At 70.9% G+C, this 21,642-nt stretch carries 22 protein-coding genes and 1 pseudogene; 15 read left to right on the forward strand and 8 right to left on the reverse strand.

The window, feature by feature from the left end; all coding sequences use genetic code 11:
• Positions 1-429 (reverse strand): annotated as a pseudogene (locus GJR97_RS17835) (DEAD/DEAH box helicase); the annotation flags it as partial.
• A gap of 292 nt (positions 430-721) precedes the next feature.
• Here GJR97_RS17835 and GJR97_RS17840 point away from each other — a divergent pair.
• Positions 722-1,249, forward strand: a complete 528-nt coding sequence (locus tag GJR97_RS17840; RefSeq protein ID WP_195760607.1) for a GNAT family N-acetyltransferase — start codon at positions 722-724, stop codon at positions 1,247-1,249.
• A gap of 26 nt (positions 1,250-1,275) precedes the next feature.
• Here the strand turns inward: GJR97_RS17840 and GJR97_RS04345 are convergent, their stop codons facing one another.
• The gene (locus GJR97_RS04345; RefSeq protein WP_324613146.1) at positions 1,276-2,076 is read right to left on the reverse strand and encodes an HNH endonuclease family protein; all 801 of its coding nucleotides are present in this window, start codon (positions 2,074-2,076) and stop codon (positions 1,276-1,278) included.
• A 225-nt stretch (positions 2,077-2,301) separates the two neighbouring features.
• Between GJR97_RS04345 and GJR97_RS04350 the strand changes: the two genes are divergently transcribed.
• Both GJR97_RS04350 and GJR97_RS04355 read left to right on the forward strand, forming a co-directional pair.
• Entirely contained in the window at positions 2,302-3,309 is a 1,008-nt protein-coding gene (locus tag GJR97_RS04350; protein ID WP_154345318.1) for an alpha/beta hydrolase, read from the forward strand.
• 80 nt (positions 3,310-3,389) lie between these two features.
• Complete coding sequence (locus tag GJR97_RS04355) at positions 3,390-3,989, forward strand: antibiotic biosynthesis monooxygenase (protein ID WP_154345319.1); 600 nt, start codon at positions 3,390-3,392, stop codon at positions 3,987-3,989.
• An 18-nt stretch (positions 3,990-4,007) separates the two neighbouring features.
• Here the strand turns inward: GJR97_RS04355 and GJR97_RS04360 are convergent, their stop codons facing one another.
• Entirely contained in the window at positions 4,008-4,781 is a 774-nt protein-coding gene (locus tag GJR97_RS04360; protein ID WP_154345320.1) for an IclR family transcriptional regulator, read from the reverse strand.
• Positions 4,782-4,867: 86 nt separating this feature from the next.
• Here GJR97_RS04360 and hutH point away from each other — a divergent pair, with 86 nt between their 5' ends.
• The 4 genes from hutH (at position 4,868) to hutI (ending at position 11,207) form a co-directional block, all read left to right on the forward strand.
• Positions 4,868-6,457, forward strand: coding sequence for a histidine ammonia-lyase (hutH, locus tag GJR97_RS04365; RefSeq protein ID WP_154345321.1), 1,590 nt, complete (start codon positions 4,868-4,870; stop codon positions 6,455-6,457).
• A 121-nt stretch (positions 6,458-6,578) separates the two neighbouring features.
• Positions 6,579-8,153, forward strand: a complete 1,575-nt coding sequence (locus GJR97_RS04370) for a M23 family metallopeptidase (RefSeq protein ID WP_154345322.1) — start codon at positions 6,579-6,581, stop codon at positions 8,151-8,153.
• A 124-nt stretch (positions 8,154-8,277) separates the two neighbouring features.
• Positions 8,278-9,999, forward strand: coding sequence for a urocanate hydratase (gene hutU / locus GJR97_RS04375; RefSeq protein WP_154345323.1), 1,722 nt, complete (start codon positions 8,278-8,280; stop codon positions 9,997-9,999).
• Positions 9,996-11,207 (forward strand): imidazolonepropionase, encoded by a 1,212-nt coding sequence (gene hutI, locus GJR97_RS04380; protein WP_154345324.1) that lies wholly within the window; start codon positions 9,996-9,998, stop codon positions 11,205-11,207. The genes hutU and hutI overlap by 4 nt, the downstream gene beginning before the upstream one ends.
• Before the next feature lie 45 nt (positions 11,208-11,252).
• Here the strand turns inward: hutI and GJR97_RS04385 are convergent, their stop codons facing one another.
• Positions 11,253-11,549, reverse strand: a complete 297-nt coding sequence (locus GJR97_RS04385) for a DUF503 domain-containing protein (RefSeq protein ID WP_324613147.1) — start codon at positions 11,547-11,549, stop codon at positions 11,253-11,255.
• Between the two features lie 158 nt (positions 11,550-11,707).
• Between GJR97_RS04385 and GJR97_RS04390 the strand changes: the two genes are divergently transcribed.
• From GJR97_RS04390 to GJR97_RS04400, 3 genes are all read left to right on the forward strand, one after another.
• Positions 11,708-12,334, forward strand: a complete 627-nt coding sequence (locus tag GJR97_RS04390) for a hypothetical protein (RefSeq protein WP_154345326.1) — start codon at positions 11,708-11,710, stop codon at positions 12,332-12,334.
• A 113-nt stretch (positions 12,335-12,447) separates the two neighbouring features.
• Complete coding sequence (gene ggt / locus GJR97_RS04395) at positions 12,448-14,211, forward strand: gamma-glutamyltransferase (RefSeq protein WP_154345327.1); 1,764 nt, start codon at positions 12,448-12,450, stop codon at positions 14,209-14,211.
• A gap of 202 nt (positions 14,212-14,413) precedes the next feature.
• Positions 14,414-14,989, forward strand: coding sequence for a recombinase family protein (locus tag GJR97_RS04400; RefSeq protein ID WP_154345328.1), 576 nt, complete (start codon positions 14,414-14,416; stop codon positions 14,987-14,989).
• Positions 14,990-15,393: 404 nt separating this feature from the next.
• Here GJR97_RS04400 and GJR97_RS04405 read toward each other — a convergent pair whose 3' ends face one another.
• From GJR97_RS04405 to GJR97_RS04420, 4 genes are all read right to left on the reverse strand, one after another.
• The gene (locus GJR97_RS04405) at positions 15,394-17,397 is read right to left on the reverse strand and encodes a hypothetical protein (RefSeq protein ID WP_154345329.1); all 2,004 of its coding nucleotides are present in this window, start codon (positions 17,395-17,397) and stop codon (positions 15,394-15,396) included.
• A gap of 428 nt (positions 17,398-17,825) precedes the next feature.
• Positions 17,826-18,230, reverse strand: coding sequence for a PIN domain-containing protein (locus GJR97_RS04410; protein WP_229275984.1), 405 nt, complete (start codon positions 18,228-18,230; stop codon positions 17,826-17,828).
• Positions 18,227-18,442, reverse strand: a complete 216-nt coding sequence (locus tag GJR97_RS04415) for a type II toxin-antitoxin system VapB family antitoxin (protein WP_154345330.1) — start codon at positions 18,440-18,442, stop codon at positions 18,227-18,229. Before GJR97_RS04415 ends, GJR97_RS04410 begins: the two co-directional genes overlap by 4 nt.
• 433 nt (positions 18,443-18,875) lie before the next feature.
• The gene (locus GJR97_RS04420) at positions 18,876-19,103 is read right to left on the reverse strand and encodes a hypothetical protein (RefSeq protein ID WP_154345331.1); all 228 of its coding nucleotides are present in this window, start codon (positions 19,101-19,103) and stop codon (positions 18,876-18,878) included.
• Between the two features lie 191 nt (positions 19,104-19,294).
• Here GJR97_RS04420 and GJR97_RS04425 point away from each other — a divergent pair, with 191 nt between their 5' ends.
• The 5 genes from GJR97_RS04425 to GJR97_RS04445 all read left to right on the forward strand — a co-directional run bounded on the left by GJR97_RS04425 (position 19,295) and on the right by GJR97_RS04445 (position 21,608).
• A complete protein-coding gene (locus tag GJR97_RS04425; RefSeq protein WP_229275985.1) occupies positions 19,295-19,837 on the forward strand; it encodes a helix-turn-helix domain-containing protein in 543 nt (180 codons plus the stop codon).
• 3 nt (positions 19,838-19,840) lie between these two features.
• Complete coding sequence (locus GJR97_RS04430) at positions 19,841-20,419, forward strand: PIN domain-containing protein (protein WP_324613148.1); 579 nt, start codon at positions 19,841-19,843, stop codon at positions 20,417-20,419.
• 143 nt (positions 20,420-20,562) lie between these two features.
• The gene (locus GJR97_RS04435; protein ID WP_154345332.1) at positions 20,563-20,943 is read left to right on the forward strand and encodes a hypothetical protein; all 381 of its coding nucleotides are present in this window, start codon (positions 20,563-20,565) and stop codon (positions 20,941-20,943) included.
• An 87-nt stretch (positions 20,944-21,030) separates the two neighbouring features.
• A complete protein-coding gene (locus GJR97_RS04440) occupies positions 21,031-21,267 on the forward strand; it encodes a hypothetical protein (RefSeq protein WP_154345333.1) in 237 nt (78 codons plus the stop codon).
• The gene (locus GJR97_RS04445; RefSeq protein WP_324613150.1) at positions 21,264-21,608 is read left to right on the forward strand and encodes a type II toxin-antitoxin system PemK/MazF family toxin; all 345 of its coding nucleotides are present in this window, start codon (positions 21,264-21,266) and stop codon (positions 21,606-21,608) included. The genes GJR97_RS04440 and GJR97_RS04445 overlap by 4 nt, the downstream gene beginning before the upstream one ends.
• The last annotated feature ends 34 nt before the right edge of the window (positions 21,609-21,642 follow it).

Raw genomic sequence — 21,642 nt, forward strand, 5'->3', positions numbered from 1 at the left:
GTCGCGGTCGTACCGACGGGCCCCACGGTCATCCCGGTCGAACGAGCGCGCGGGACGCTCGTCACGGTCGAAACGACGCGGCGCACGGTCGTCGCGGCGGGGCGCACGGTCGTCGCGGTCGTAGCGGCGGGGCGCACGGTCGTCGCGGTCGTAGCGACCCGGCGCACGGTCGTCGCGTCCGGCGCGCTCGTCACGACCGGCACGCTCCGCACGGTGCGGCGCCCGGCCGCTTGCGACACGCTCATCGCGCGTCCAGCGCGCCTTGGGCGCCTCTGCCTCCTCGGGTCGGTACCCGCGGTGGCCCGGGCTGCGGGAGCCGGGCTTCTGCGATCCGCCCGCTCGCGGCGCGCTGCGGCGCGAGCTCTTGGCGTACGACGGGTCGAAGTTCTTGGCGGGGCGACCGCCGGCAGGCTTCTTGTTCTTGGGCATCGGGGCTTCCTGGGTTGCATTGCATGTACATGGCAACCGGCCGCGCGAGCGCGCGACACGACTGAGAACCCGGGAGCTTCGTCGACCGGGGCCGTTCACATACGGTGACTATCCGCGCGCGGACTGCGCGTGGAACCGGCCCTCAGGACTCACAAACCCATCCGTGCGACGTGCACGGTGTCCAGAACCGACCAGCCAACGATACCGGACATGCTCCTGTGAATCCGCCTCACGTCGCATTCCGCCGCGGGAACGTAACGGAGCGGTAACGCAACTGCCGTACGCTCTCGTCGTGACCACACCGCCGTCGATCTCCGTCGAGCCGCCGAACGCGGCCGGAGTCCCGCGCCTGCTCGAGGCCGGCTCATCGTATTCTCGCGCGCTCTACCCTGCGGGCGGCGGATGCGTGCAACTCGCGGCGGCGGAGCTGGCCCGGCCCGGGGTCACCGTCTACGTGGCCCGCGACGACGACGACACGGCGGTCGGCATGATCGCCCTCATCGACGACGGCGCGCACGGCGCGGGGCGCGCGGAGATCGCCCGGATGTACGTCGACGAGCCGGCGCGCGGCACCGGCATCGCGAGCCGCCTGCTCGATCGGGTCGAGACGGATGCGGGCGCACGGGGCATCCGGGAACTCGTCCTGCAGACGGGCACGCAGCACCTCCCGGCGCAGGCGCTCTACGCGAAGCACGGCTACCGCCGTGTGGCACCGTTCGGCCGCTACGTCGGGGCACCCGCGAGCATCTGCATGGCCAAGTCCCTCGTCGGATTCGGCGCCGACCTGCTCGACGAGCGCCCCCTCGCCGTCGGCGAGTAGCGCCGAGCCCGCGCGAGCCTGCGGCCTCAGGCCGCCGGGCGGCACCCGTCGAGCACGCGCTCGATCGCATCGTGCTCGGGCGGGGTCACCCAGAGGTCGTGCGCGGCCTTCACGGCGACCTGGCGTGCGACGTACTCGCATCGGAAGGAGCGGTTCGACGGCAGCCACGTCGCCGCGTCGCCCGCGCCCTTATGCTGGTTCGCCGGGCCGTCGACGGCGAGCAGGTTGAGCGGGTCGTTGGCGAACGCGACGCGCTCCTCCTCGGTGAGCTGCTGCGCGCCGGTCACCCACGCGTTCGCCAGGGGGACGACGTGGTCGATCTGCACGAGCTGCGACGTGCCCTCGCCGCGCACGAACTCGATGAGCGCGCCGGTGTACGGATCGTCGAGGATTCCGGAGAGGACCCGGCACCCCTCGGGTCGATCGGGATCGTCGAGGTCGCGCGCGAGCACGTCGTTCCGCGTGTCGCATCCGTTGCGATCGACGTCGATCCACCCGTGGCCGAACGCGTCGCGCTCGTAGCCGGTCATGGCCGCGCGCCCCTTGACGGGCAACGACGCGAGGTCCGACAGCGCCGCCTCCCACTCGGTCGCCGTGAGTCCCTCCTCGACGGAGGTCGCGTCGGATCCGTCCGGGTCCTCCGGCGCATCGGCCGAACGGCCCGCGGGCCCGCCGTCGAGTTCGACGACGATCGCGTCGAGTACGTCGACGAGCTCGTCCGCCGAGCAGGCGCCGAGCGTCAGCGCGAGCCCGATGCCGAGGAACACCCACAGGGTCCGGCGTGCGGGGCGGGCGGGGGTCGTGGGGCGTCGGCGGCGTCGGGTCACGGGTCCGTTCGGATTCGGGTCGGGTTCGGTGCCGGCCGAGGGGCGGCCGAGGGGTGCGGGGCGAGGGTGCGGGCCCGCTGCGGTGCAGGACCCGTCGAGCGTATCGGCGCGCGCCGACCTCGGCCGACGCCGCGTCCCGGAGCGCCTGACACCGTTCGGGCCGGTGTCATCGGGGAGGCGGTCCTGGGGTAGCATCGCCTCACCCAGAACCCGGAGCCCCCACCCATGACCCGACTCTCCGGCTTCCGCGGCAGCCGGCGTCGCCGGCCGGTGCGGATCGCCCTCGCCGTGAGCGCCGCGCTCGCGGTCGCCGCCGTGGCGTCCGCGTTCCACCAGCCGCTCCGCGAGCTGGACCCGAGCGCACGCCAGGCCTCGAGCGAGGTCGCGGGCAGCGAGATCATCGGGATCCGCACGTTCGAGGCCCCGCCCGACCTCCGCGTCGACGCAGACCTCGAGTACGCGGTCGCGGCGGACGGCACGATCCTGACGCTCGACGTGTGCCGCCCCGCGGCATCCGCCATCGCGGGCACGAACGCCGCCGTCGTCTCGGTGCACGGCGGCAGCTGGGCGCGCGGCGACAAGGCGAACTCCGACTGGCGGAAGGTGTGCCTCTGGCTCGCGAGCGAGGGGTTCGTCGCGGCATCCGTCAACTACCGGCTCGTGCCCGATGCCGTGTACCCCGCGCAGATCGACGACGTCGCCGCCGCGGTCGCATGGCTGCGCGAGCCCGAGCAGCTCGAACGGTTCGACCTCGACCCCGCGCGCATCGGCGTGTTCGGCGGCTCGGCCGGCGGCCACCTCGCGGCCCTGCTCGGCACGCTGGGCGAGGGCCCGCTCGACGTGGGTTCGCGGGTCGCCGCGGTGGCCGAACTCTCCGGCCCGGTGGGCCTGGGGCTGCCCGAACTCGATGCGGATGCCGCGTCGGACTGGCTCCGCGGCATCGTCGGCGAGTTCCTCGGGTGCGAGCCCGGCACGCCCGACGAGGCGTGCCCGCAGGCGATCGAGGCGTCGGCGACGGCGCACGTCGACCCGACGGACCCGCCGTTCCTCATCGGGCACGCCGAATCCGAGATCATCCCGCTCGCGCAGTCGCAGCGCCTGGCGGACACGCTGGGCGCATCGGCCGTCGAGGTCGAACTCGCGGTCGTGCCCGGCGACGCGCACTCGATCGGCATCCTCGACGAGGGCCTGCGCGAGCGCGTCGCCGCCTTCCTGCACGCGCACCTCGACTGAGCGCTCCTCCGGACGCGGAGCACGTCGCCGGAGCGAGCACGCGCAATGCGCACGACACGCGCATGCGCTGAGATGGACGCATGGCCACCGAACCGATCACCGTGTCGATCCGCCGCGAGGTCGATCCCGACCGCATCGCGGAGGCGACGGTCTGGGTCCAGACCGGCGTGAACCTCGCCAACCGCTATCCGGGGTTCCTCGGGTCGGGCTGGGTGCGCGCGGGCGAGGACTCGGACGTGTGGCACATGCTGTACCGCTTCGCGAACGAGGAGACCCTCGAGGCCTGGGAGCGCTCGCCCGAGCGGTCGTGGTGGCTCGAGATGGGTCGCGGGTTCGTGCGCGCCGAGAAGGCGAAGCGCCGGACCGGCATCGAGGGCTGGTTCGACGACCCCGCGACGGGCTCGGTGCCGGCGGTGACGGATGACGCGGGGCCGGCGGATGCGGCCCTCCCACCGGCCCCGCCGCGCTGGAAGCAGGCCGTCAGCATCTGGCTCGGCTTCTTCCCGGTGAACCTGGCGTTCTCGCTGCTCATCGCGCTCGCGCCGTGGTGGGAGGACGTGCCCCTCGTGCTCCGGGTGCTCGTCACGACCCTCGTCCTGACGCCGATCATGACGTACTGGGTGCTGCCGTGGGTGACGCGGATGCTCCGGGGCTGGCTCGTCCCGTCGCGAGCGGGCTGAGCGCCCGGGCGCGCGGGCTCAGCGCGCTCCGATCCGGCGAGAGAGCGTCGCCGCGGCGTCGATCACGGCCGCGCCCGCGGTGTCGACGAGCTCGTCGGGCGCGCCCTCGGCGAAGGTCACGGCGATCGCCGCGGCCGGCCAGCCGAGGTGGTCGAGCACCGGCGCGCCGACGGATGCCAGCCCTCGCGTGACCTCGCCGTGCTCGCCCGCGACTCCTGCCGCCCGAGCCTCGGCGAGCACGGACTTCAATCTCGAGTACGTCCAGGGCGCGGCATCCGTCGTCGACGGCAGTTCGGCGAAGGCCGCGCGGTCGGGGTAGAGCGCGCGGAGTTGCGCAGGTGGCAGTGCCTGGAGCATCGCGCGACCCGACGCGGTCAGGTGCGCGGGCAGTCGCACGCCCACGTCGGAGACGAGCGACGGCCGCCGCGGGGCGCGCTCCTCCACGAGGTAGAGCACATCGCGTCCGTGCAGCACGGCGAGGTGGCCGGACTCGCCGAGCCGGTCGACGAGCGCCGCGACGAGCGGGCGGCCGAGCCTCGTGAGCGGCTGCTGGCGGCTGAACCCGCTCGAGAGCTCGAATGCGGCGACGCCGAGGCCGTACCGACGCTCCTCGGGCAGGTGGACGACGAATCCGCGCTCCTGCAGCACCGCGAGCAGGTGGTACGTCGTCGATCGCGGAAGTCCGAGCGCGGTCGCGATCGACGCGGCGGGCACCGGTCCGCGCTGGGCGGCCAGGTGGGTGAGGATCCGCAGCACCTGGTCGGCGGCGGGCACCTTCGATGCATCCGACATGCTCCACGTCCCTCCGTCCGGTATCCCGGACGGCAGCGTACTCCCCCGCGTTCCGGCGCGCGCGTCGACGGTGTGGAATCGGACGTATGAGCACGATCGCGCCCGCACCCGCCCGCACCGCGGCATCCGTCACCGTCGGCACCGGACCGCTCTCGATCGACGACGTCGTCGCCGTCGCCCGCCACGACGCCCGCGTCGACCTGGATCCCGCCGCGCTCGACGCCGTGGGAGCGAGCCGCGCGATCATCGACGACCTGGCCGCCGACCCGCAGCCGCACTACGGCATCTCGACGGGCTTCGGCGCACTCGCGACGACCTTCATCGCCGAGGACCGCCGCGCGCAGCTGCAGGCGAGCCTCGTCCGGTCGCACGCCGCCGGCTCGGGCCCCGAGGTGGAGCGCGAGGTGGTGCGCGCCCTCATGCTGCTGCGCCTCTCCACGCTGATGACGGGCCGCACCGGCGTGCGCCGGGAGACCGCGGCGACCTACGCCGCGATCCTGAACGCGGGCATCACTCCCGTCGTCCGCGAGTACGGCTCGCTCGGCTGCTCGGGCGACCTCGCGCCGCTCGCCCACTGCGCCCTCGTCGCGATGGGCGAGGGCGAGGTGCGCGTGCGCGGCACCGGGTCCGACGGCCCGCACACCGCGCCGACGGATGCCGCCTCGGCACTCGCCGCGGCGGGCATCGCGCCGCTGCACCTCGGCGAGAAGGAGGGCCTCGCCCTCATCAACGGCACCGACGGCATGCTCGGCATGCTCGCGCTCGCGATCCACGACCTGCGGATGCTGCTCGCGACGGCCGACGTCGCCGCGGCGATGAGCGTCGAGGGACTCATGGGCACCGACGCGGTCTTCGCCGCCGACCTCCACGCACTCCGGCCGCAGCGCGGCCAGGCGGTCTCCGCCGCGAACATCCGGAACCTGCTCGCGGGATCGCCGATCGTCGCGAGCCACAAGGGCCCCGAGTGCACGCGCGTGCAGGACGCGTACTCGCTGCGCTGCGCGCCGCAGGTGCACGGAGCCGCCCGCGACACGGTCGCGCACGCGGCATCCGTCGCCGACGCCGAGCTCGCGAGCGCCGTCGACAACCCCGTGCTGACCCCCGACGGCCGGGTCGAGTCGAACGGCAACTTCCACGGTGCTCCCGTCGCGTACGTGCTCGACTTCCTCGCGATCGCGGTCGCGGACGTCGCCTCGATGAGCGAACGACGCACCGACCGATTCCTCGACAAGGCCCGCAACCACGGGCTGCCGCCGTTCCTCGCGCACGAGGTGGGCGTGGACTCGGGCCTCATGATCGCGCAGTACACCGCCGCCGGGATCGTCTCGGAGCTCAAGCGCCTCGCCGCCCCCGCGTCGGTCGACTCGATCCCCTCGTCGGCGATGCAGGAGGACCACGTGTCGATGGGCTGGGCGGCCGCACGCAAGCTCCGTCGAGCGCTCGACGGGCTCACGCGGGTCGTCGCGATCGAGGCCATGACGGCCGCTCGCGGCCTCGCCCTCCGGGCGCCGCTCGAGCCGGGCGCGGCCACCGGCGCGGTCGTGGACCTCGTCGCCTCGACCGGTGCGGTTCCCGGTGAGGATCGATTCCTGTCGCCCGAGATCGAGCGCGTCGTCGAGGCCGTCTCCTCGGGCGCGGTCCTCGATCGCGCGGGAGCCGTCACCGCAGTGGCCTGACGCTCGCGCAGCCTGCGCCCCGAACGGGGGACCGCCGTGGGGATTCCGGTCCTTGTGCGCGTTCCGGGAATCAGGGCAGACTTGGGGGGTGCCGGCATGGTTGCCGGACCCAGGAAGCCCTATGTTCCATACCCGAGACGTCGACGAGCGAGACCCGTTCCGAGCGAGGCCCGCCCGGAGGTGCACCGCTGCGGTCGCCGTGATCGCCGGTGGCCTGCTCTTCGGCATGTCCGCCGTCGCACCGGCCAGCGCTGAGGAACTCGACACGACGACGGTCTCGAGCGACGCGGAGGGCACGACCGCGACCTCGGAGTCGACGGCCGAGTCGACCGCCGATCCGACGCCGGAGCCGACCCCGACGGACGATCCCGCGCCGACGGATCCCGCGCCGACCGAGGATCCGGCACCAGCACCCGACCCGACCCCTGATCCCGAACCGACGCCCACGCCGGACCCCGAGCCGACCCCGACTCCGACTCCGACTCCGACTCCGACTCCGGAACCCACTCCGGATCCCACGCCCACGCCGGATCCGACGCCCACGCCGACCCCGACCCCCACGCCGACCCCGACGCCCACGCCGACACCCACTCCGAGCCCGACCCCAACCGCGAGCCCGAGCCCGTCGCCGTCGCCGTACAGCTCCGGCGTCACGGCGCCCTTCGTGCTCGTCGGGGACGGCCCGGTCGCGCAGATGCTCCAGGTCACGACGGTCGGCACGAACTCGTCGCAGACGGCGGCGGTCGCCGGTCTCCGCACCAAGCTCGACCGCGCCATGACGGAACTCCGGAGCGCCGAGTCCGCGCTCGCCTCGGCCCGCAGCACTCGCTCCGTCGCGCGTGCGGTGGCCGAGCGCCTCGACGAGCAGGCGGCCGAGGCACGCCACGTCGCCGAGACCGCGGCGAGCGTCTACCTCGACGCCGTCGAGGGCGACGGCGCTGCGCTGCGATCGATGGCCGCCGCGATGGGCTCGGGCAAGGACCTCCTCGCCGGCCTCGCCGGCATGGAGCGCGTGCAGAAGCTCGCCGGCGACTCCGATCGGCTCCGCGCGATCGCGGAACGCCGTGACGCCGATGCGACCGCGGCCGAGGAGCGCGCCGCAGCGGCCTGGGAGGCGGTCGACGCCATCCCCATCGATACGTTCGAGAACGACGTGGTGGTCGCCGAGGGTGTCGTGGCCGCGGCCCGCGCCGCACTGAACGGCGCGCAGACGCGACTCGCGGCCTCCGACGTGGTCGCGACCTTCGAGAGCATCCCGATCGACGCCGGTCAGCTCAGCGAGCAGGGATGGGCGTCGCCCGTGTTCGGCTCGATCACCGACGGCTTCGGGCCCCGCCCCGACAAGCCGCTGCCCGGGGTGAACGAATTCCACCGCGGCACCGACCTGGCCGCACAGTGCGGTACCGGCGTCTTCGCCGCGACCGGTGGCGTCGTGGTCCGGGCCGGGGTGAACGGGTCCTACGGCAACTGGATCCTCATCGACCACGGCGACGGCGTCACGACGGGATACGCGCACCTGCGCGACGGCGGGATCCTCGTAGAGGAGGGCCAGGTCGTCGAAGCCGGCGAACTCATCGGCGCGGTCGGCAGCACCGGCGCCTCGACGGGCTGCCACCTCCACTACGAGGTCCGGATCGACGGCACCGCGACCGACGCGATCCCGTTCATGGCGGCCCGCGGCGTCAGCCTGGGCTGAGTCCGGCCGACGCCGGACGCCCGAGACGCCGCCCCGGCACGCCGGAGCCGGTGCGTCCGGGATCCCGGACACGCGCGACGTGGCATCCGTTGTCGGCCGCCCCGGGAGGGTGTGGGATCGGAACATGACCACTGCCGCACCCACCGAGGCCGACGCCGTCGCCGGCCCCCGCACCGTCCGCGCCGCCCACGGCTCCGAGCTGTCGGCCAAGAGCTGGCAGACCGAGGCGCCGCTGCGCATGCTCATGAACAACCTCGACCCCGAAGTCGCCGAGCGCCCCGAGGACCTCATCGTCTACGGCGGCACCGGCAAGGCCGCCCGCAACTGGGAGGCGTTCGACGCGATCACGCGCACGCTCCGCGAGCTCGAGCCCGACGAGACGCTCCTCGTCCAGTCGGGCAAGCCGGTCGGCGTCTTCCGCACGCACGAGTGGGCGCCCCGCGTGCTCATCGCGAACTCGAACCTCGTCGGCGACTGGGCCACCTGGCCCGAGTTCCGCCGCCTCGAGCAGCTCGGCCTCACCATGTACGGCCAGATGACCGCCGGGTCGTGGATCTACATCGGCACGCAGGGCATCCTGCAGGGCACCTACGAGACGTTCGGCGCGGTCGCACGGTCGCTCGCCGCGAAGCGCGGCGCGAGCGCCGACGACGTCGCGACCGCCTCGCTCGCCGGCACGCTCACGCTCACCGCCGGCTGCGGCGGCATGGGCGGCGCGCAGCCGCTCGCCGTCACGATGAACGGCGGAGCCGTGCTCATCGTCGACGTCGACGAGACCCGGCTCACGCGTCGCGTCGAGCACGGCTACCTCGACGAGGTCGCGCCGTCGCTCGATGCCGCGGTCGAGCGCGCGCTCGCCGCGAAGGCCGAGGGGCGCGCGCTCAGCGTCGGCGTCGTCGGCAACGCGGCGTCGGTGTTCCCCGAGCTGCTCGAGCGCGGCGTCGCGATCGACATCGTGACCGACCAGACCAGCGCGCACGACCCGCTGTCCTACCTCCCCGTGGGGGTCTCGGTCGCGGAGTGGCACGCCCTCGCGGCATCCGACCCGCACGAGTTCACCGAGCTCTCGCGGAAGTCCATGGCCGCGCACGTCGAGGCCATGGTCGGCTTCCAGGCGCGCGGGGCCGAGGTCTTCGACTACGGGAACTCGATCCGCCGCGAGGCCGAGCTCGGCGGCTACGAGCACGCCTTCGACTTCCCCGGCTTCGTGCCCGCGTACATCCGGCCGCTGTTCGCCGAGGGCAAGGGCCCGTTCCGATGGGCGGCCCTCTCAGGCGACCCGGCGGACATCGCGGCGACCGACCGCGCGATCCTCGAGCTGTTCCCCGAGGACGCGCACCTGCGTCGCTGGATCGAGCAGGCCGGCGAGAAGGTCCACTTCGAGGGCCTGCCCGCCCGCATCTGCTGGCTCGGCTACAAGGAGCGGCACCTCGCCGGCCTGAAGTTCAATGAGATGGTCGCGTCGGGCGAGCTCTCGGCGCCGATCGTGATCGGTCGCGACCACCTCGACTCCGGCTCCGTCGCCTCGCCGTACCGTGAGACCGAGGCCATGGCCGACGGCTCCGACGCGATCGCAGACTGGCCGCTGCTCAATGCGCTGCTCAACACCGCGTCGGGCGCGACGTGGGTGTCGATCCACCACGGCGGCGGCGTCGGCATCGGCCGCTCGATCCACGCGGGCCAGGTCGTCGTCGCCGACGGCACCGACCTCGCAGCCGAGAAGATCGCACGCGTGCTCGTGAACGACCCCGGCACGGGCGTCATGCGGCACGTCGACGCGGGTTACGACCGCGCGGTCGAGGTGGCGCGCGAGCGCGGCCTGAACGTGCCCATGATGGACGCATGACCGACGGCGGGGAGGGGCGGCGGGTGCTGCTGACGAACGTCGGCGAGCTCGTCACGAACGATCCCGGCGCCGACCGCGACGGCGGACCGCTCGGCATCGTGCGCGATGCGGCGGTCGCGATCGAGGACGGTCGCGTCGCTTGGGTCGGCCCCGCACCGGACGCGCCCGTCGACGACGACGTGGAGGTCGTCGACCTCGGTGGGCGAGCCGTGATCCCGGGCTTCGTCGACAGCCACACCCACCTGGTGTTCGGCGGCGACCGAGCCGAGGAGTTCTCGGCTCGCATGTCCGGTCGCGCATATGAAGCCGGTGGCATCCGCTCGACCGTCGGGGCGACGCGCGCTGCCACCGACGACGAGCTGCGCGCCCGCTTGGCCGCCTTCGTCGCCGAGCTGCACCGCCAGGGCACCACGACGTTCGAGGTCAAGACGGGGTACGGCCTCAGCGTTCACGACGAGGCGAGGCTCGCGCGACTGGCAGCCGAAGTCACCGACGAGGTCACATTCCTCGGAGCGCATGTCGTGCCGTTCGAGTACCGCGAGCCGGATGGGCCGGGCGCCGACGCGTACGTCGACCTCGTCGTCGGCGAGATGCTCGAGGCCTGCGCCCCGCACTCCCGTTGGGTCGATGCGTTCTGCGAGCGCGGCGCGTTCACGGAAGCGCAGTCGCGACGCGTGCTCGAAGCGGGCCGCGCTGCGGGTCTCGGAGTGCGCGTGCATGGCAACCAGCTCGGCGAAGGTCCCGGGGTCCGGCTCGCGGTCGAGCTCGGCGCGGCATCCGTCGACCACTGCACGTACCTCTCCGACGAGGACGTCGCGGCCCTCGCCGGGTCGGAGACCGTGGCGACGCTCCTGCCGGGCGTCGAGTTCTCGACGCGGCAGCCCTACCCCGACACGCGGCGGCTCATCGACGCGGGAGTCACCGTCGCCCTCGCGAGCGACTGCAACCCGGGCTCGAGCTTCACGAGCTCGATGCCGTTCTGCATCGCGGTCGCGGTCCGCGACATGGGCATGACGCCGGCCGAGGCCGTGTGGGCGTCGACCGCGGGAGGTGCGCTCGCGCTCCGGCGCTCCGACGTCGGCGCGCTCCGGCCGGGCATGCGCGCCGACCTCGCCGTGCTCGATGCGCCGAGCAGCATCCATCTCGCCTACCGACCGGGCGTGCCGATCGTCGCGCAGACGTGGAAGGACGGGCGCCGGGTCGCCTGATCGCCGGCGCGGTGAGCCCGGTGAGCGCGGTGAGCGCCGAGGGCGTCAGTCGTCGTCGGATCGGCGGAGCCGGCGGCGTGCCGAGAGCAGCGTCACTTCGGGGTGGGCGGCGACGAGCCGTTCGGCACGGTCGAGCACGTCGGTGATGCGGTCCGACGCCGATCCCGCCACCGCGACGCCGAGCTCGACCCGCCGGTGCAGGTCGTGCGCCCCGACTTCCGCGACCGACGCCTCGGTCGCGCGCCGGAGCTCCGCGAGGATGGGCCGCACTATCGAGCGCTTCTGCTTGAGCGAGTGGACGTCGCCCAGCAGCACGTCGAACTCGATCCAGCCGATCCACACGGGGCAAGCCTCCCACGTCGACGACGAGGCGACGAGCGCGCCCGCCGCGGGCAGGCCGGCCGGGCAGGACCGGCGTCACGGCCTGGGCCGTCCGTCCCGTGGCATCCGGCTCCATGGGAGCACGATGGATTCGGTGACTCCTCGAGGAGGTGGGGATCATGGATCTCGCCGTGGACCGCGCTGCCGGAACCGAGCAGGTCCGCATCTGGGCCGGGCTGCAGGGGTTCGTGAGCATCGCGGCGCTCGTCGCGCTCGTCCTGTTCTTCGTGCTCGCGACGCCGTTCTCCACCCCGCAGTCGAGGTGGTCGTGGCTCGGCCCGGTCAACGACTGGCTCGCGGTCATCGGCGCCCTGCCGTGGATCGTCGCGATGGTGCTGCTGGCCCGGTACGTCGTCGCCGGACCCTGGCTGTGGGCGCTCACCGTGCTCGCCTGCGTCGGCGCCGCCGCCATCGCGACCGTGACGGTGCTCATGCTCGCCGGCGTCGCCGACCTGCTGGCGCAGTCGATCGTGGCGGCCGCGGCGACGGTCGTCGCGTTCACCTGGTCGGCCGTCGTGTCGGCGGTAGCGCGCGATGCCGGCGTGCTGCCCGCCTGGCTGATGGCCTTCGCCATCGCCATGATCGCGGCGTTCGCGGTGGGCGCGATCGTGGGCGGCATCGCGTTCGTCGCAGCGGAGGGGTCGGTGCTCCGCGCGACGCTGCTCGGGGTCGCGGTCGCGATCTGCGGCCTCGCGTGGGTCGCGTTCCCGGTCTGGTGGCTCGCGGTCGCCTCGACCGTGACGTGATCCGGGGACCCGCGAGGGGACCCCGACCCTCTGGTCGCGGGCGCTCGAGTCTGCGAGACTCGCCCCAGGGGAAGACGCAGCGACGAGGCTGCGCGGCGACAAGGGGGTCCGCCATGTTCCGGAAGGTGTTCGCATCGATCGCCGCGGTAGGTGCGGCGACCCTGGTGGTGGCGGGCGCAGCGTCCGCCGACGTGCCGGCTTTCGAGTCGACCGCGACCTCACGCGAGATGGTCGTCACCGCGAATCCGCTCGCGACGGAGGCCGGCGAACGGGTCCTTCGATCCGGCGGCAGCGCGGTCGACGCGATGATCGCGGCGCAGACCGTGCTCGGCCTCGTCGAACCCCAGTCCAGCGGCATCGGGGGCGGCGCGTTCGTGGTCTACCACGATGCGGCGACCGAGACGACGACCACCTTCGACGCCCGAGAGAAGGCGCCGTCGGCCGCGACCGAGGACCGCTTCCTCGGCCTGGGATTCTTCGCAGCCTGGCAGAGCGGGCTCTCGGTGGGCGTGCCCGGCGTGCCGCGGCTCCTCGAGGACCTGCACGAACGGTACGGCGAGCGGCCGTGGCAGACACTGTTCAACCCGGCCAAGGCCCTCGCCCAGGACGGCTTCGCGCTCACCCAGCGGACCTCATCGCAGGCGGCGAGCCTGCTCGCGCTCAACGCGTCGTGCACCGACCGGCTGTTCTTCCGTGACCCCGCCGCCCTCGCCTACTTCGCCGACGCGGCGACGTGCGAGGCGAAGCCGGCCGGGACGATCGTCACCAACCCCGAGTACGCCGACGTGATGAAGGCCCTCGCCAAGGACGGCGCCGACGCCTTCTACGAGGGGCCGATCGCCGCGGCGATCGCCGACGCGGTCCAGTCCGACCCGGCCATCCCCGGAGACATGACGACCGCGGATCTCGCGGCCTACGACGTGATCGAGCGCGACCCCGTGTGCCTGGACTACCGCGGCCGCGAGGTGTGCGGTATGGGCCCGCCCTCGTCGGGCGGCCTCGCCGTCGGCCAGATCCTCGGCATCCTCGAGAACTTCGATCTGGCGGGCGCGGGCGCCGGCGACCCGCTCGACGACGAGGTCGTCCACCTGTTCACGCAGGCCGGCCGCCTCGCCTTCGCCGACCGCAACCTGTACGTCGGCGACCCCGACTTCGTGACCGTGCCCGCTGCCGGCATGCTCGACGAGGCCTACCTCGCCTCGCGAGCCGCGCTCATCTCCCCCCTGGACATGGGTATCGCCGCCCCCGGCACCCCGCCGGGCGAGTTCGACCCGACCGCGCCCGACACCACCACCGCGACGAGCGGCACGAGCCACATCTCGATCATCGACCGCTGGGGCAACGCGCTCTCGATGACGACGAGCGTCGAGAGCTCCTTCGGCAACGGCGTCATGGTGCACGGGTTCCTGCTCAACAACCAGCTCACCGACTTCTCGTTCACCCCGGTCGCGGGCGACGGGACGCCGATCGCCAACCGCGTCCAGCCCGAGAAGCGTCCGCGCAGCTCGATGTCGCCCACGATCGTGTTCGACGCCACGGGCGCGGTCGAGCTGGTGACCGGATCGCCCGGCGGTTCGCGGATCATCGGCTACACCGCCCAGTCGATCGTCAACCACGTCGACTTCGGCCTCGACCCGCAGTACTCGATCGCCGTCCCGCACTACCAGAACCGCAACGGGTCGACCGAGATCGAGACGCCGGTGCCCGGCGTGACCCTCGACTACGACGCCGCCGCGCTCGCCGCGCAACTCGAGGCCCGTGGCCACAACGTCTCGATCGCGACCTTGGAGAGCGGTCTGTCGATCATCGAAGTGACCCCAGACGGCCTCCTCGGGGGCGCCGACCTCCGCCGTGACGGGACGGTCGGCGGCCGCTGACCCCACCCCTACGCCCGGATGACCGCCACCACCGCGGGACCTCGGCCGTGCTCGCTCCACCGAGCTCGCGCGTCGCGGACGTGTCGCAATCGGGGCCCCATGACCGGGCACTTCAGCGGGCACCCCATGTGCGAATCCGCCTCCACCGGGCCCGGGGCAGGTACGACTTGTCATCGACCTGACCCACGCGCACGCTGCGAAGATGAACGAGTTGCTCATCGGATTCGCCCGCGTATCGACGCAGGACCAGGACCTCACGGTGCAGCGTGAGGCACTTCAACGTCTCGGGGTGACGGCCGAGCGCATCTATACGGATCAGGGCTTGACGGGGACCAACCGCGAACGCCCGGGCCTGCGACAGGCCATGGCCGCCTGTCGCGACGGGGACACGTTCGTCGTCACCAAGCTCGACCGGCTGGCACGATCTCTTCGCGACGCCCGGGACATCGTCGACGAGCTGACGGCGAAGAACGTCCGACTCAACCTCGGCGGGTCCATCCATGATCCGAACGACCCGGTCGGCCGGTTGCTGTTCAACGTGCTGGCAATGGTCGCCGATTTCGAATCCGACCTCATCCGGGCCCGCACCCGGGAGGGCATGCAGGTCGCACGCGCCAAGGGCCGGCTACGCGGGCGGGCACCGAAACTGTCGGCGGCGCAGCAGGAACTGCTGATGCAGGTCTTCCGAGCCGGCACCCATACGAGCGCTGAACTCAGCGACATCTTCAAGGTGTCGCGAGCGACCGTCTACCGCACGATCCAGCGCAACACTCACTGACCCGGGCGAGCCGGAACGGAGGAGTCTCTGAGGGACCGGCTTGCGCACTCCTGGCAGATCGACAGCAACAAGGTCACGGAGCGACACCGTACCGACCAACGACGTTTGGCGCCTATCCGAGTGCACCGACCGCCCGCGCCCGACCGCATGCACTCAACTTGCCGCGGTCCGGACGAGTGCTCGACGATGGGCACGTGTGCCGGACGCCGCCGTCGTGGGGCCGAGTGACTAGCCGCCGATCCGGACCTCACCTCGCAGCGGGCGCGCTGCTGCGACTCGGGGGATCGGAACGCCCCACGCACGGCACGCTGTCGTCCTTCCACAGTTCGCCGCACGGTTGGCGATCGAGGCTGCTCAGCGTAGTTCGATGACGATGTGTCCCTCATCGAGTCCTGTGTCTTCCGCTACTTCCCGGACGGGTGGGTCTTGTCCTGCATCTTCTTCAGTGGCGAGCTGGGGCTGTCGGAGCCGCTGGGGAGCGTGAGGTCGCCGACGTAGATGGTGCGATCCTTTTTCTGGCCGCCCATGAGACCACTCTTCCCGTGGGCCACCCCGTTGTTCAGGTTGGCGGCCTGACGCGGTTCGGCGGGCGGAACCAGCGCATCGAGCCAGGCGTAGAAGTTGTCGCCGCACATGGTGTACGCACCGAACGGATTGGTCGAATTGAGCTCGTCGGCGCATTGCAGCGCCGTCACGTCCAAGACGGGCAGGCGGAATTGGGGGTGCGACTTAGCGGCGGTGGTGGTCCATCCGGGTGGGCCACTGGTCCAGTCGCCGGTGGTGTCGATGCCGCACCACGTCGACGTGCCCTGATAGAAGCCGTCGTTCGCGCTGGCCGGCGGGAGAGCCGGGTTGGGAACGGTGTTCGTGCAGGAGTCGTTGGACCCGGCGGGCACCTGCAGGCCCGCGAAGGAGTTGAAGTAGTCGCCAGCCGTCTGCGGGTCGTAGATCGGGTAGAAGACCCCGGGGCTGAAGCCCGTGTCCATGAAGGCATACACCTGCGTCGTCAGGTGCACATTGCTGAACGGCTGGATGGTGAACGCATAGTTGGTCACGAAGATCGTGTTCACCGGGATGCCGGAGAACCCGCGCGCGCTCATCAGATAGTCGGCACCGTTCGTGTACGTGCCCCAACTCGGGCCGGTGTTGTAGATGTCCTGGATCTGCCCCAACGGGGCGGCTCCCCACGTCCCGCCGTAGCTTGTGCCGTAGCCGCCGTAGGAGCCGCCGATCGCGGTGTCGCTGAAGGTCCCGGCAAGGATCCCGCAGGGAGCGTTCGAGTTCAGTCCCGGGCAGCTCGAGTCGCTGTTGATCGAGTTGAAGACGCTCGGGTCGGACGCCCACAGGGTGGTGGATCCGACGTAGAGGTGGACGGGCTGGGAGTTCACCGTCGGATCTGTGGTGTACGGCGCGCCGCCGAACGTGAGCTGATCTGCGATCCGACCGCGTTCCCCGGACTGTCCGTCCTCGCCGAGGACCGCCCAATCGGCGTTCTCGCACCAGGACAGCACGTCGCCGGTAGCGGAGGACCCGCAGATCGTCTCGGGCAGGTTCGTGATGGTGTCGACCGTCGACGTCGGCGAGTCTGCTGCCTGCCAGGCCTCGAAGTTCATCGCCTCGACCACCATGGTGATGCCCTCGATCTGGATGGTCTCGTAGTAGCCGATCAGCGGCGCGATGACCGTGTTGTAGTAGACGTCGTCCGTCTGTCCCGCGTAGTTGGTCGGCAGGTTCGCGGGCTGCGACAGGCAGCTCTGCAGGAGCCCGGTGTTGGCGGCCGGTGCGATGAGGGTGGTAGCGAGGTCCTCGAGGTAGTCCTGGACACTCTTGCCGCCGATACCCTCGTTGTTGTTGTTCAGGACCTGGTCGGCCCAGACCTGCATGTCGGCGACGGTGACCGTGTTGTTCTGCGCCTCGGCGACGATGCCCTGATAGGACTGCTGGGGCACCGACCCGCCGAGAGGTCCCGAGGACGCGGCGTTGGGGTCCCAGAGGTTGCTGATGGCGTCGACCATCGGCTCGGCGCTCTGGATCCAGGTATCGCAGTCGAGCTTGTCGACCGCGTTGGTGAGCGCGGCGATCTCCGACTCGATATCGGTGAGAGTCTGCTCGATCGCGTCGAGCTCGGTGCTGATCTGGTCCAGCACCGCGACGTCCTGGTTCGCCGAGCCCGCGCTGGGCAGCACCCAGCCCGCGAGCGTGCTGCCGACCTGGCCACCGGCACCCTTGACGATGGAGCTGAGCAGGTCGGTGACGGCGGAGGTCGGGGGATCACTCAGCGTGGGAGGCGGCGGTGCCGTCTTGGCGATCGCGGGCGCCGAGTCCACGCTGGTGCCGAGACCGACGGCGACTATCGCGAGCATGCCGATAGCGACCTGCGCCGCGCCACGAACAGGCGGGAGTTTCATCTGCCTCACCTTCCCGACGATCCGTCAGCGGCCTCGCTGGCGGGTGGGACGTACTTGTCCTTGGCGGTGTCACTGTTCCGCGCCAGCGCAGCGCCGCGAGGGCACGACCTTCCCAGATGCTGCCGACGCTAGTCCCGCCTCTTCACGCGCACAAGAGGACGCCTGCGTGCCTCAGCGACCTCACCTCCCGAAGAGCCAACCCCGCCGCGGCGCGACGCTGCGATCCTCGCGAGGTGCGCGAGCGAACCACAACGCACGAATCCACGCGCGTACGCGACCCGCCGCTCTCGCGCGGTGCCCGGTTGGGGATCCCTCAGCGCGACACGCGGGGGGTCAGCGATCGTAGACGTGCGCCCATCGGACCGTCGAGCGCCGCAGAACTCTAGGTCGGGATGACGCGTAGCGGGCACCAGAGCTCTGGCCATCGATCAGGCTGGGACGTACTCCTGTCGGACTCTGCCGTCGGTAGCGAGTTCGATGTAGCCGAAGTCTTGGTCGGAGTTCAGGATCACGGCGTCATTGACGACGGCATAGGCGGCGATGAGGCAGTCGAATGCTGCCGCGGCGCGGACGAGTCCCTTGTCCCAGAGCGCCTGCTGGATGTCGAGGGCGTCCTGCTCGTCCGGGTGCTCCCACGCCGGGAGCAGCTCTTCCATGTCCTCTCGGAGCTCGGCGTACTCGCGGGGATCCCTCGCCGAGTGGCAGTACTCGAGCACCTGGGGAGGGCAGGTGATGATGAGGTGGTTCGGCGACAGTGCTCTGAGCCTGTCGGCGATCGCCGCGCTCGTCGCGGCTAGCTGCCAGATGCTGTTGTCGACGAGGTACGTCGTCACGCCGGCGTCACCGTCGGCGCGATGGTCGGCGCGTCGATCTGGTCGGGCGCGAACCTGCGCCCAATGATGCGCTCGACGGCGGCCGGCTGACGGCGAACGGCGATCAGCGTGCGCAACGCGAGGTCAACGGTCTCGCGATTGGAGGAAGTGCCGGCCAACTCCTTGGCCTGCTTCAGCTGGTCGGGATCGATATCGATGGATGTGACGGCCATGGCGCCTCCTCACGGTTCTATACAGACCACTATATAAGGGCGGTGTCGGCTCCGCTACGGCCCTTCGCACAGCTACACTCGACCGCCCATCAGCGTGCGCCGCTCGTTTGCCGGTTCGCCCACGATCCCTCAATGCAAGACCGGGCAGACAGAAGCCGGAACCCTATCCGGACCACGGCTGGCACCGATCAGCGCCAAAGCTGAGCCCGCCGAGGCCGAGCACGTCTTGGTCGAGTACCTCGCGGCGAACGAGCGCGGCGGCCGTTTCTAGGCTCGCCACGGCTTCCTCTTCAAGTGCCGGAGGCAGAGTGGCGTGGGTGATCCGCGCGTCAACATCATCTGACGAACGCAGGCTCTCCGAGTGTCGAAGTGGCCGTCGATCGCGTTACGGTCACGTCCCACGCGCACCGCACGATCCTTTAGCCAGCTTGGGTCACAAGCCGAGCAGCCGCGGAACCGACAGGTAGAACCGCTTCGCCCCCGAGTCGGTCTGCGCTTCGGCGACTCGTACGACTGCCGCGATGAACTCACGGCGGCCGTCCTCGTCGAGCTGATCCAGCGAATCTGCAACAGACTCGATTCCGTTGACGGCGACATCGGGATCAATCTCCGAGTCAGGCGAGTTCTCGAGCAGCGCGATGGCCGCGAGGATGCTCTCCACGAGGGGGTCGATATTCATGAACGCGACTTGCCTCTCACCTCGTTGGGACCGCCCCATATGACCTGCACGTCAGTCAGACGCACTTCTTCGGCGAGGTCAACCCCAAACTTGACGAAGAGGTCGTTGGGTGATTCGTCGATCCCTCAGCGCGACAGAGGTCGGAACCCAGGAAGTCCAGTATCGTGGGCGATATGGACGTTTTGAACGTTTTGGGCGATAATCGAGACATGAGTACTCCAGTTCCCAGCCCGTCCCGTGAGCCACGCGTGGTCGCTCCGCCGGAGGACCTGCAGGAGATGCTCAACCTTGCGCGGCTGCTCGAAAGCCACTCCGCCCCCGCGATGCTGCTCGGGCCTGACGGCGAGCAGATCCCCTTGCCTCTCGAGGTCTACGAGGTACTGCGGCAGGTCGTGAATGCAATGGGTAACGGTGCGTCCGTCAGTGTCGAGCCGATCGACCGTCAACTGACGACCCAGCAGGCGGCGAACTTGCTGGGCGTGAGCCGGAACACCTTGGTCCGGCTGCTCGACGAGCATGAGCTGCCCTTCGAACGCCTCGGGGCCTCCCGGCATCGGCGTCTTCGTCTGCAGGACGTGCTTGCGTACCGTGAGCGGAAGCGGATCGATCGTCGCAGTCGTCTTGATGAGCTGACCCGCCAGGCGAGCGAGGACGGCCTGTACGACGTCGACGCCGGGGCGTACCGGAACGCCCTCGCCGAGGCGAGGAAGTCTTAGGCGGTGGCGCTGTTCACGGCGTTTCTCGATGCTTGCGTGCTGGTTCCGATCGCGCCGTGCGACACGATGCTGCGGATGGCCGACTCCGGCGCGTTCCGGCCGTTGTGGTCACGACGGGTCGTTGATGAGGCGCTGCGTGCACTTGAGCGCATCCATCCCGACATTGACCCAAGCAGGTTCCAGAGCCGCTTTCGCTCGATGGATGAGGCCTTCGACGATGCTCTCGTCGAAGGGTGGGAAGCACTCGAGGGAGGGATCGAGCTTCCGGACCCTGACGATCGCCATGTTGTTGCCGCAGCGATTCGGGGTCGTGCTGATGTGATCGTCACCGAGAACGTCAGCGACTTCCCCGAGGCTGCGCTGCGGCCCTTCGGCCTGGCCGCCATCCGGCTGGATGACTTCCTGCTGGATCAGTTCGACCTCGGACCGTCCGCCACGTGCCAGGTCATCACTGAGCAAGCAGCGGCGATGACACATCCCCCCGTCGCTGCGGAGGTGCTGTTGGCGAGACTGGCCCGCAGCGGGGCTCCGAAGTTCGCGGAAGCCGTCAGCGAGATGCTGGCTGACAACGACCTGGGGTAGACGACTTACGCCCGCACACCGACTCACGCCGGCCCGGTCTCCGTGGTCGCACGCGGCGCACTCCGCCAACTAGCCGATCGTCCGTGCGTCGCCGGCGGACCGGGCATGGTGCGCGGGTCAACGTCCGCGGTACTGTCGGGGCCGTGATCATCGCGATCTTTCGTCGCCGCCTGCGCGACGGCGCGACCTTCGACGACTTCATCAGCGCGTGGGAGGCCGACAAGGGCTTCGGCGTCCCGGCTCGGGTGTTCAACGCCGTCTCCGTCGACGACTCCCGCGAGATCCTCTCGGTCGGTTTCGTCGACATCGCCGCCAACGACCTCGAGGCAGACATCGCGCATGTCAGCCTCCAAGAGGCGGTGCGGCACTCTCGGATCGACGAGGTGATCGAGAGCACATTGCTGCACGCCTATTACGACCTCCACACCGAACACGACTTCACTGCGGATCCGCGTACCGTCGAGATCGGTTCGCTGACGAGCATGCTGTCCGCACTCGCGCCGAAATCATCGGCCAGCGACTGACCGGCGGACGCTTCACGCCGCCCACCTGACGAACGTCGCCTCGCTGAGGGATCGCCTGCTTGGCAGCCACGGCGGTATACTCCGAGTATGACCACGACGATCAAGGTGAGCGATGAGCTCCGCGACCGCCTCAAGGAGCAGGCGGCACGCGACGGAGTCACGCTCGGCGCGCACCTTGCGCACCTCGCGGACGAGGAGGACCGCAGGTGGCGGCTGAGCAGCCTGAAGGCGGCAGTCTCCGCGTCGACGGCCGCGCAGGCCGACTCGCACGCTCGGGAGTCGGCGGACTGGGAGCGCACCGAGTTGGCCGACGCCCGGTCGTGACCGAGGCGGAACTCGCTCCCGGTGTCATCGCCTGGGCATCGCTCGAGCCTGTTCGTGGTCGGGAGCAGGGTGGCCACCGTCCGGTGCTGGTGATCGCCTCCGCTGGATACTTGGACGCGGTCACGACCCTCGCGATCGTGCTGCCGATCACGACCACCGACCGCGGATGGCCCAACCACGTCCGGGTCGACGGGCACAGCGGTTTCGATCGGCCGTCATGGATCATGACCGAGCAACCGCGAACCCTCTCGCGCGACCGGCTCACGAGGATCTCGGGTCAGGTATCGACCGAATGCCTCGGAGCCGTGCGGATGTGGCTGGGTGACTTCCTCGACCTCTGACCACGACCGGCACCCGACATCATCGGCGGCCTCC

Origin of the sequence: Agromyces kandeliae (genome assembly GCF_009674665.1) — a bacterium.
Taxonomy (GTDB): Bacteria; Actinomycetota; Actinomycetes; order Actinomycetales; family Microbacteriaceae; genus Agromyces; species Agromyces kandeliae.

Bases quoted from the DNA above. Each gene is read 5' to 3' on its own strand.
- GJR97_RS04425 (WP_229275985.1), top strand. From the start codon at position 19,295: ATGGACGTTTTGAACGTTTTGGGCGATAATCGAGACATGAGTACTCCA.
- GJR97_RS04440 (WP_154345333.1), top strand. From the start codon at position 21,031: ATGACCACGACGATCAAGGTGAGCGATGAGCTCCGCGACCGCCTCAAG.
- hutI (WP_154345324.1), top strand. From the start codon at position 9,996: ATGACCGACGGCGGGGAGGGGCGGCGGGTGCTGCTGACGAACGTCGGC.
- GJR97_RS04350 (WP_154345318.1), top strand. From the start codon at position 2,302: ATGACCCGACTCTCCGGCTTCCGCGGCAGCCGGCGTCGCCGGCCGGTG.
- GJR97_RS04360 (WP_154345320.1), bottom strand. From the start codon at position 4,781: ATGTCGGATGCATCGAAGGTGCCCGCCGCCGACCAGGTGCTGCGGATC.
- hutU (WP_154345323.1), top strand. From the start codon at position 8,278: ATGACCACTGCCGCACCCACCGAGGCCGACGCCGTCGCCGGCCCCCGC.
- GJR97_RS04390 (WP_154345326.1), top strand. From the start codon at position 11,708: ATGGATCTCGCCGTGGACCGCGCTGCCGGAACCGAGCAGGTCCGCATC.
- hutH (WP_154345321.1), top strand. From the start codon at position 4,868: ATGAGCACGATCGCGCCCGCACCCGCCCGCACCGCGGCATCCGTCACC.
- ggt (WP_154345327.1), top strand. From the start codon at position 12,448: ATGTTCCGGAAGGTGTTCGCATCGATCGCCGCGGTAGGTGCGGCGACC.
- GJR97_RS04415 (WP_154345330.1), bottom strand. From the start codon at position 18,442: ATGGCCGTCACATCCATCGATATCGATCCCGACCAGCTGAAGCAGGCC.
- GJR97_RS04400 (WP_154345328.1), top strand. From the start codon at position 14,414: ATGAACGAGTTGCTCATCGGATTCGCCCGCGTATCGACGCAGGACCAG.
- GJR97_RS04355 (WP_154345319.1), top strand. From the start codon at position 3,390: ATGGCCACCGAACCGATCACCGTGTCGATCCGCCGCGAGGTCGATCCC.
- GJR97_RS04405 (WP_154345329.1), bottom strand. From the start codon at position 17,397: ATGAAACTCCCGCCTGTTCGTGGCGCGGCGCAGGTCGCTATCGGCATG.
- GJR97_RS04370 (WP_154345322.1), top strand. From the start codon at position 6,579: ATGTTCCATACCCGAGACGTCGACGAGCGAGACCCGTTCCGAGCGAGG.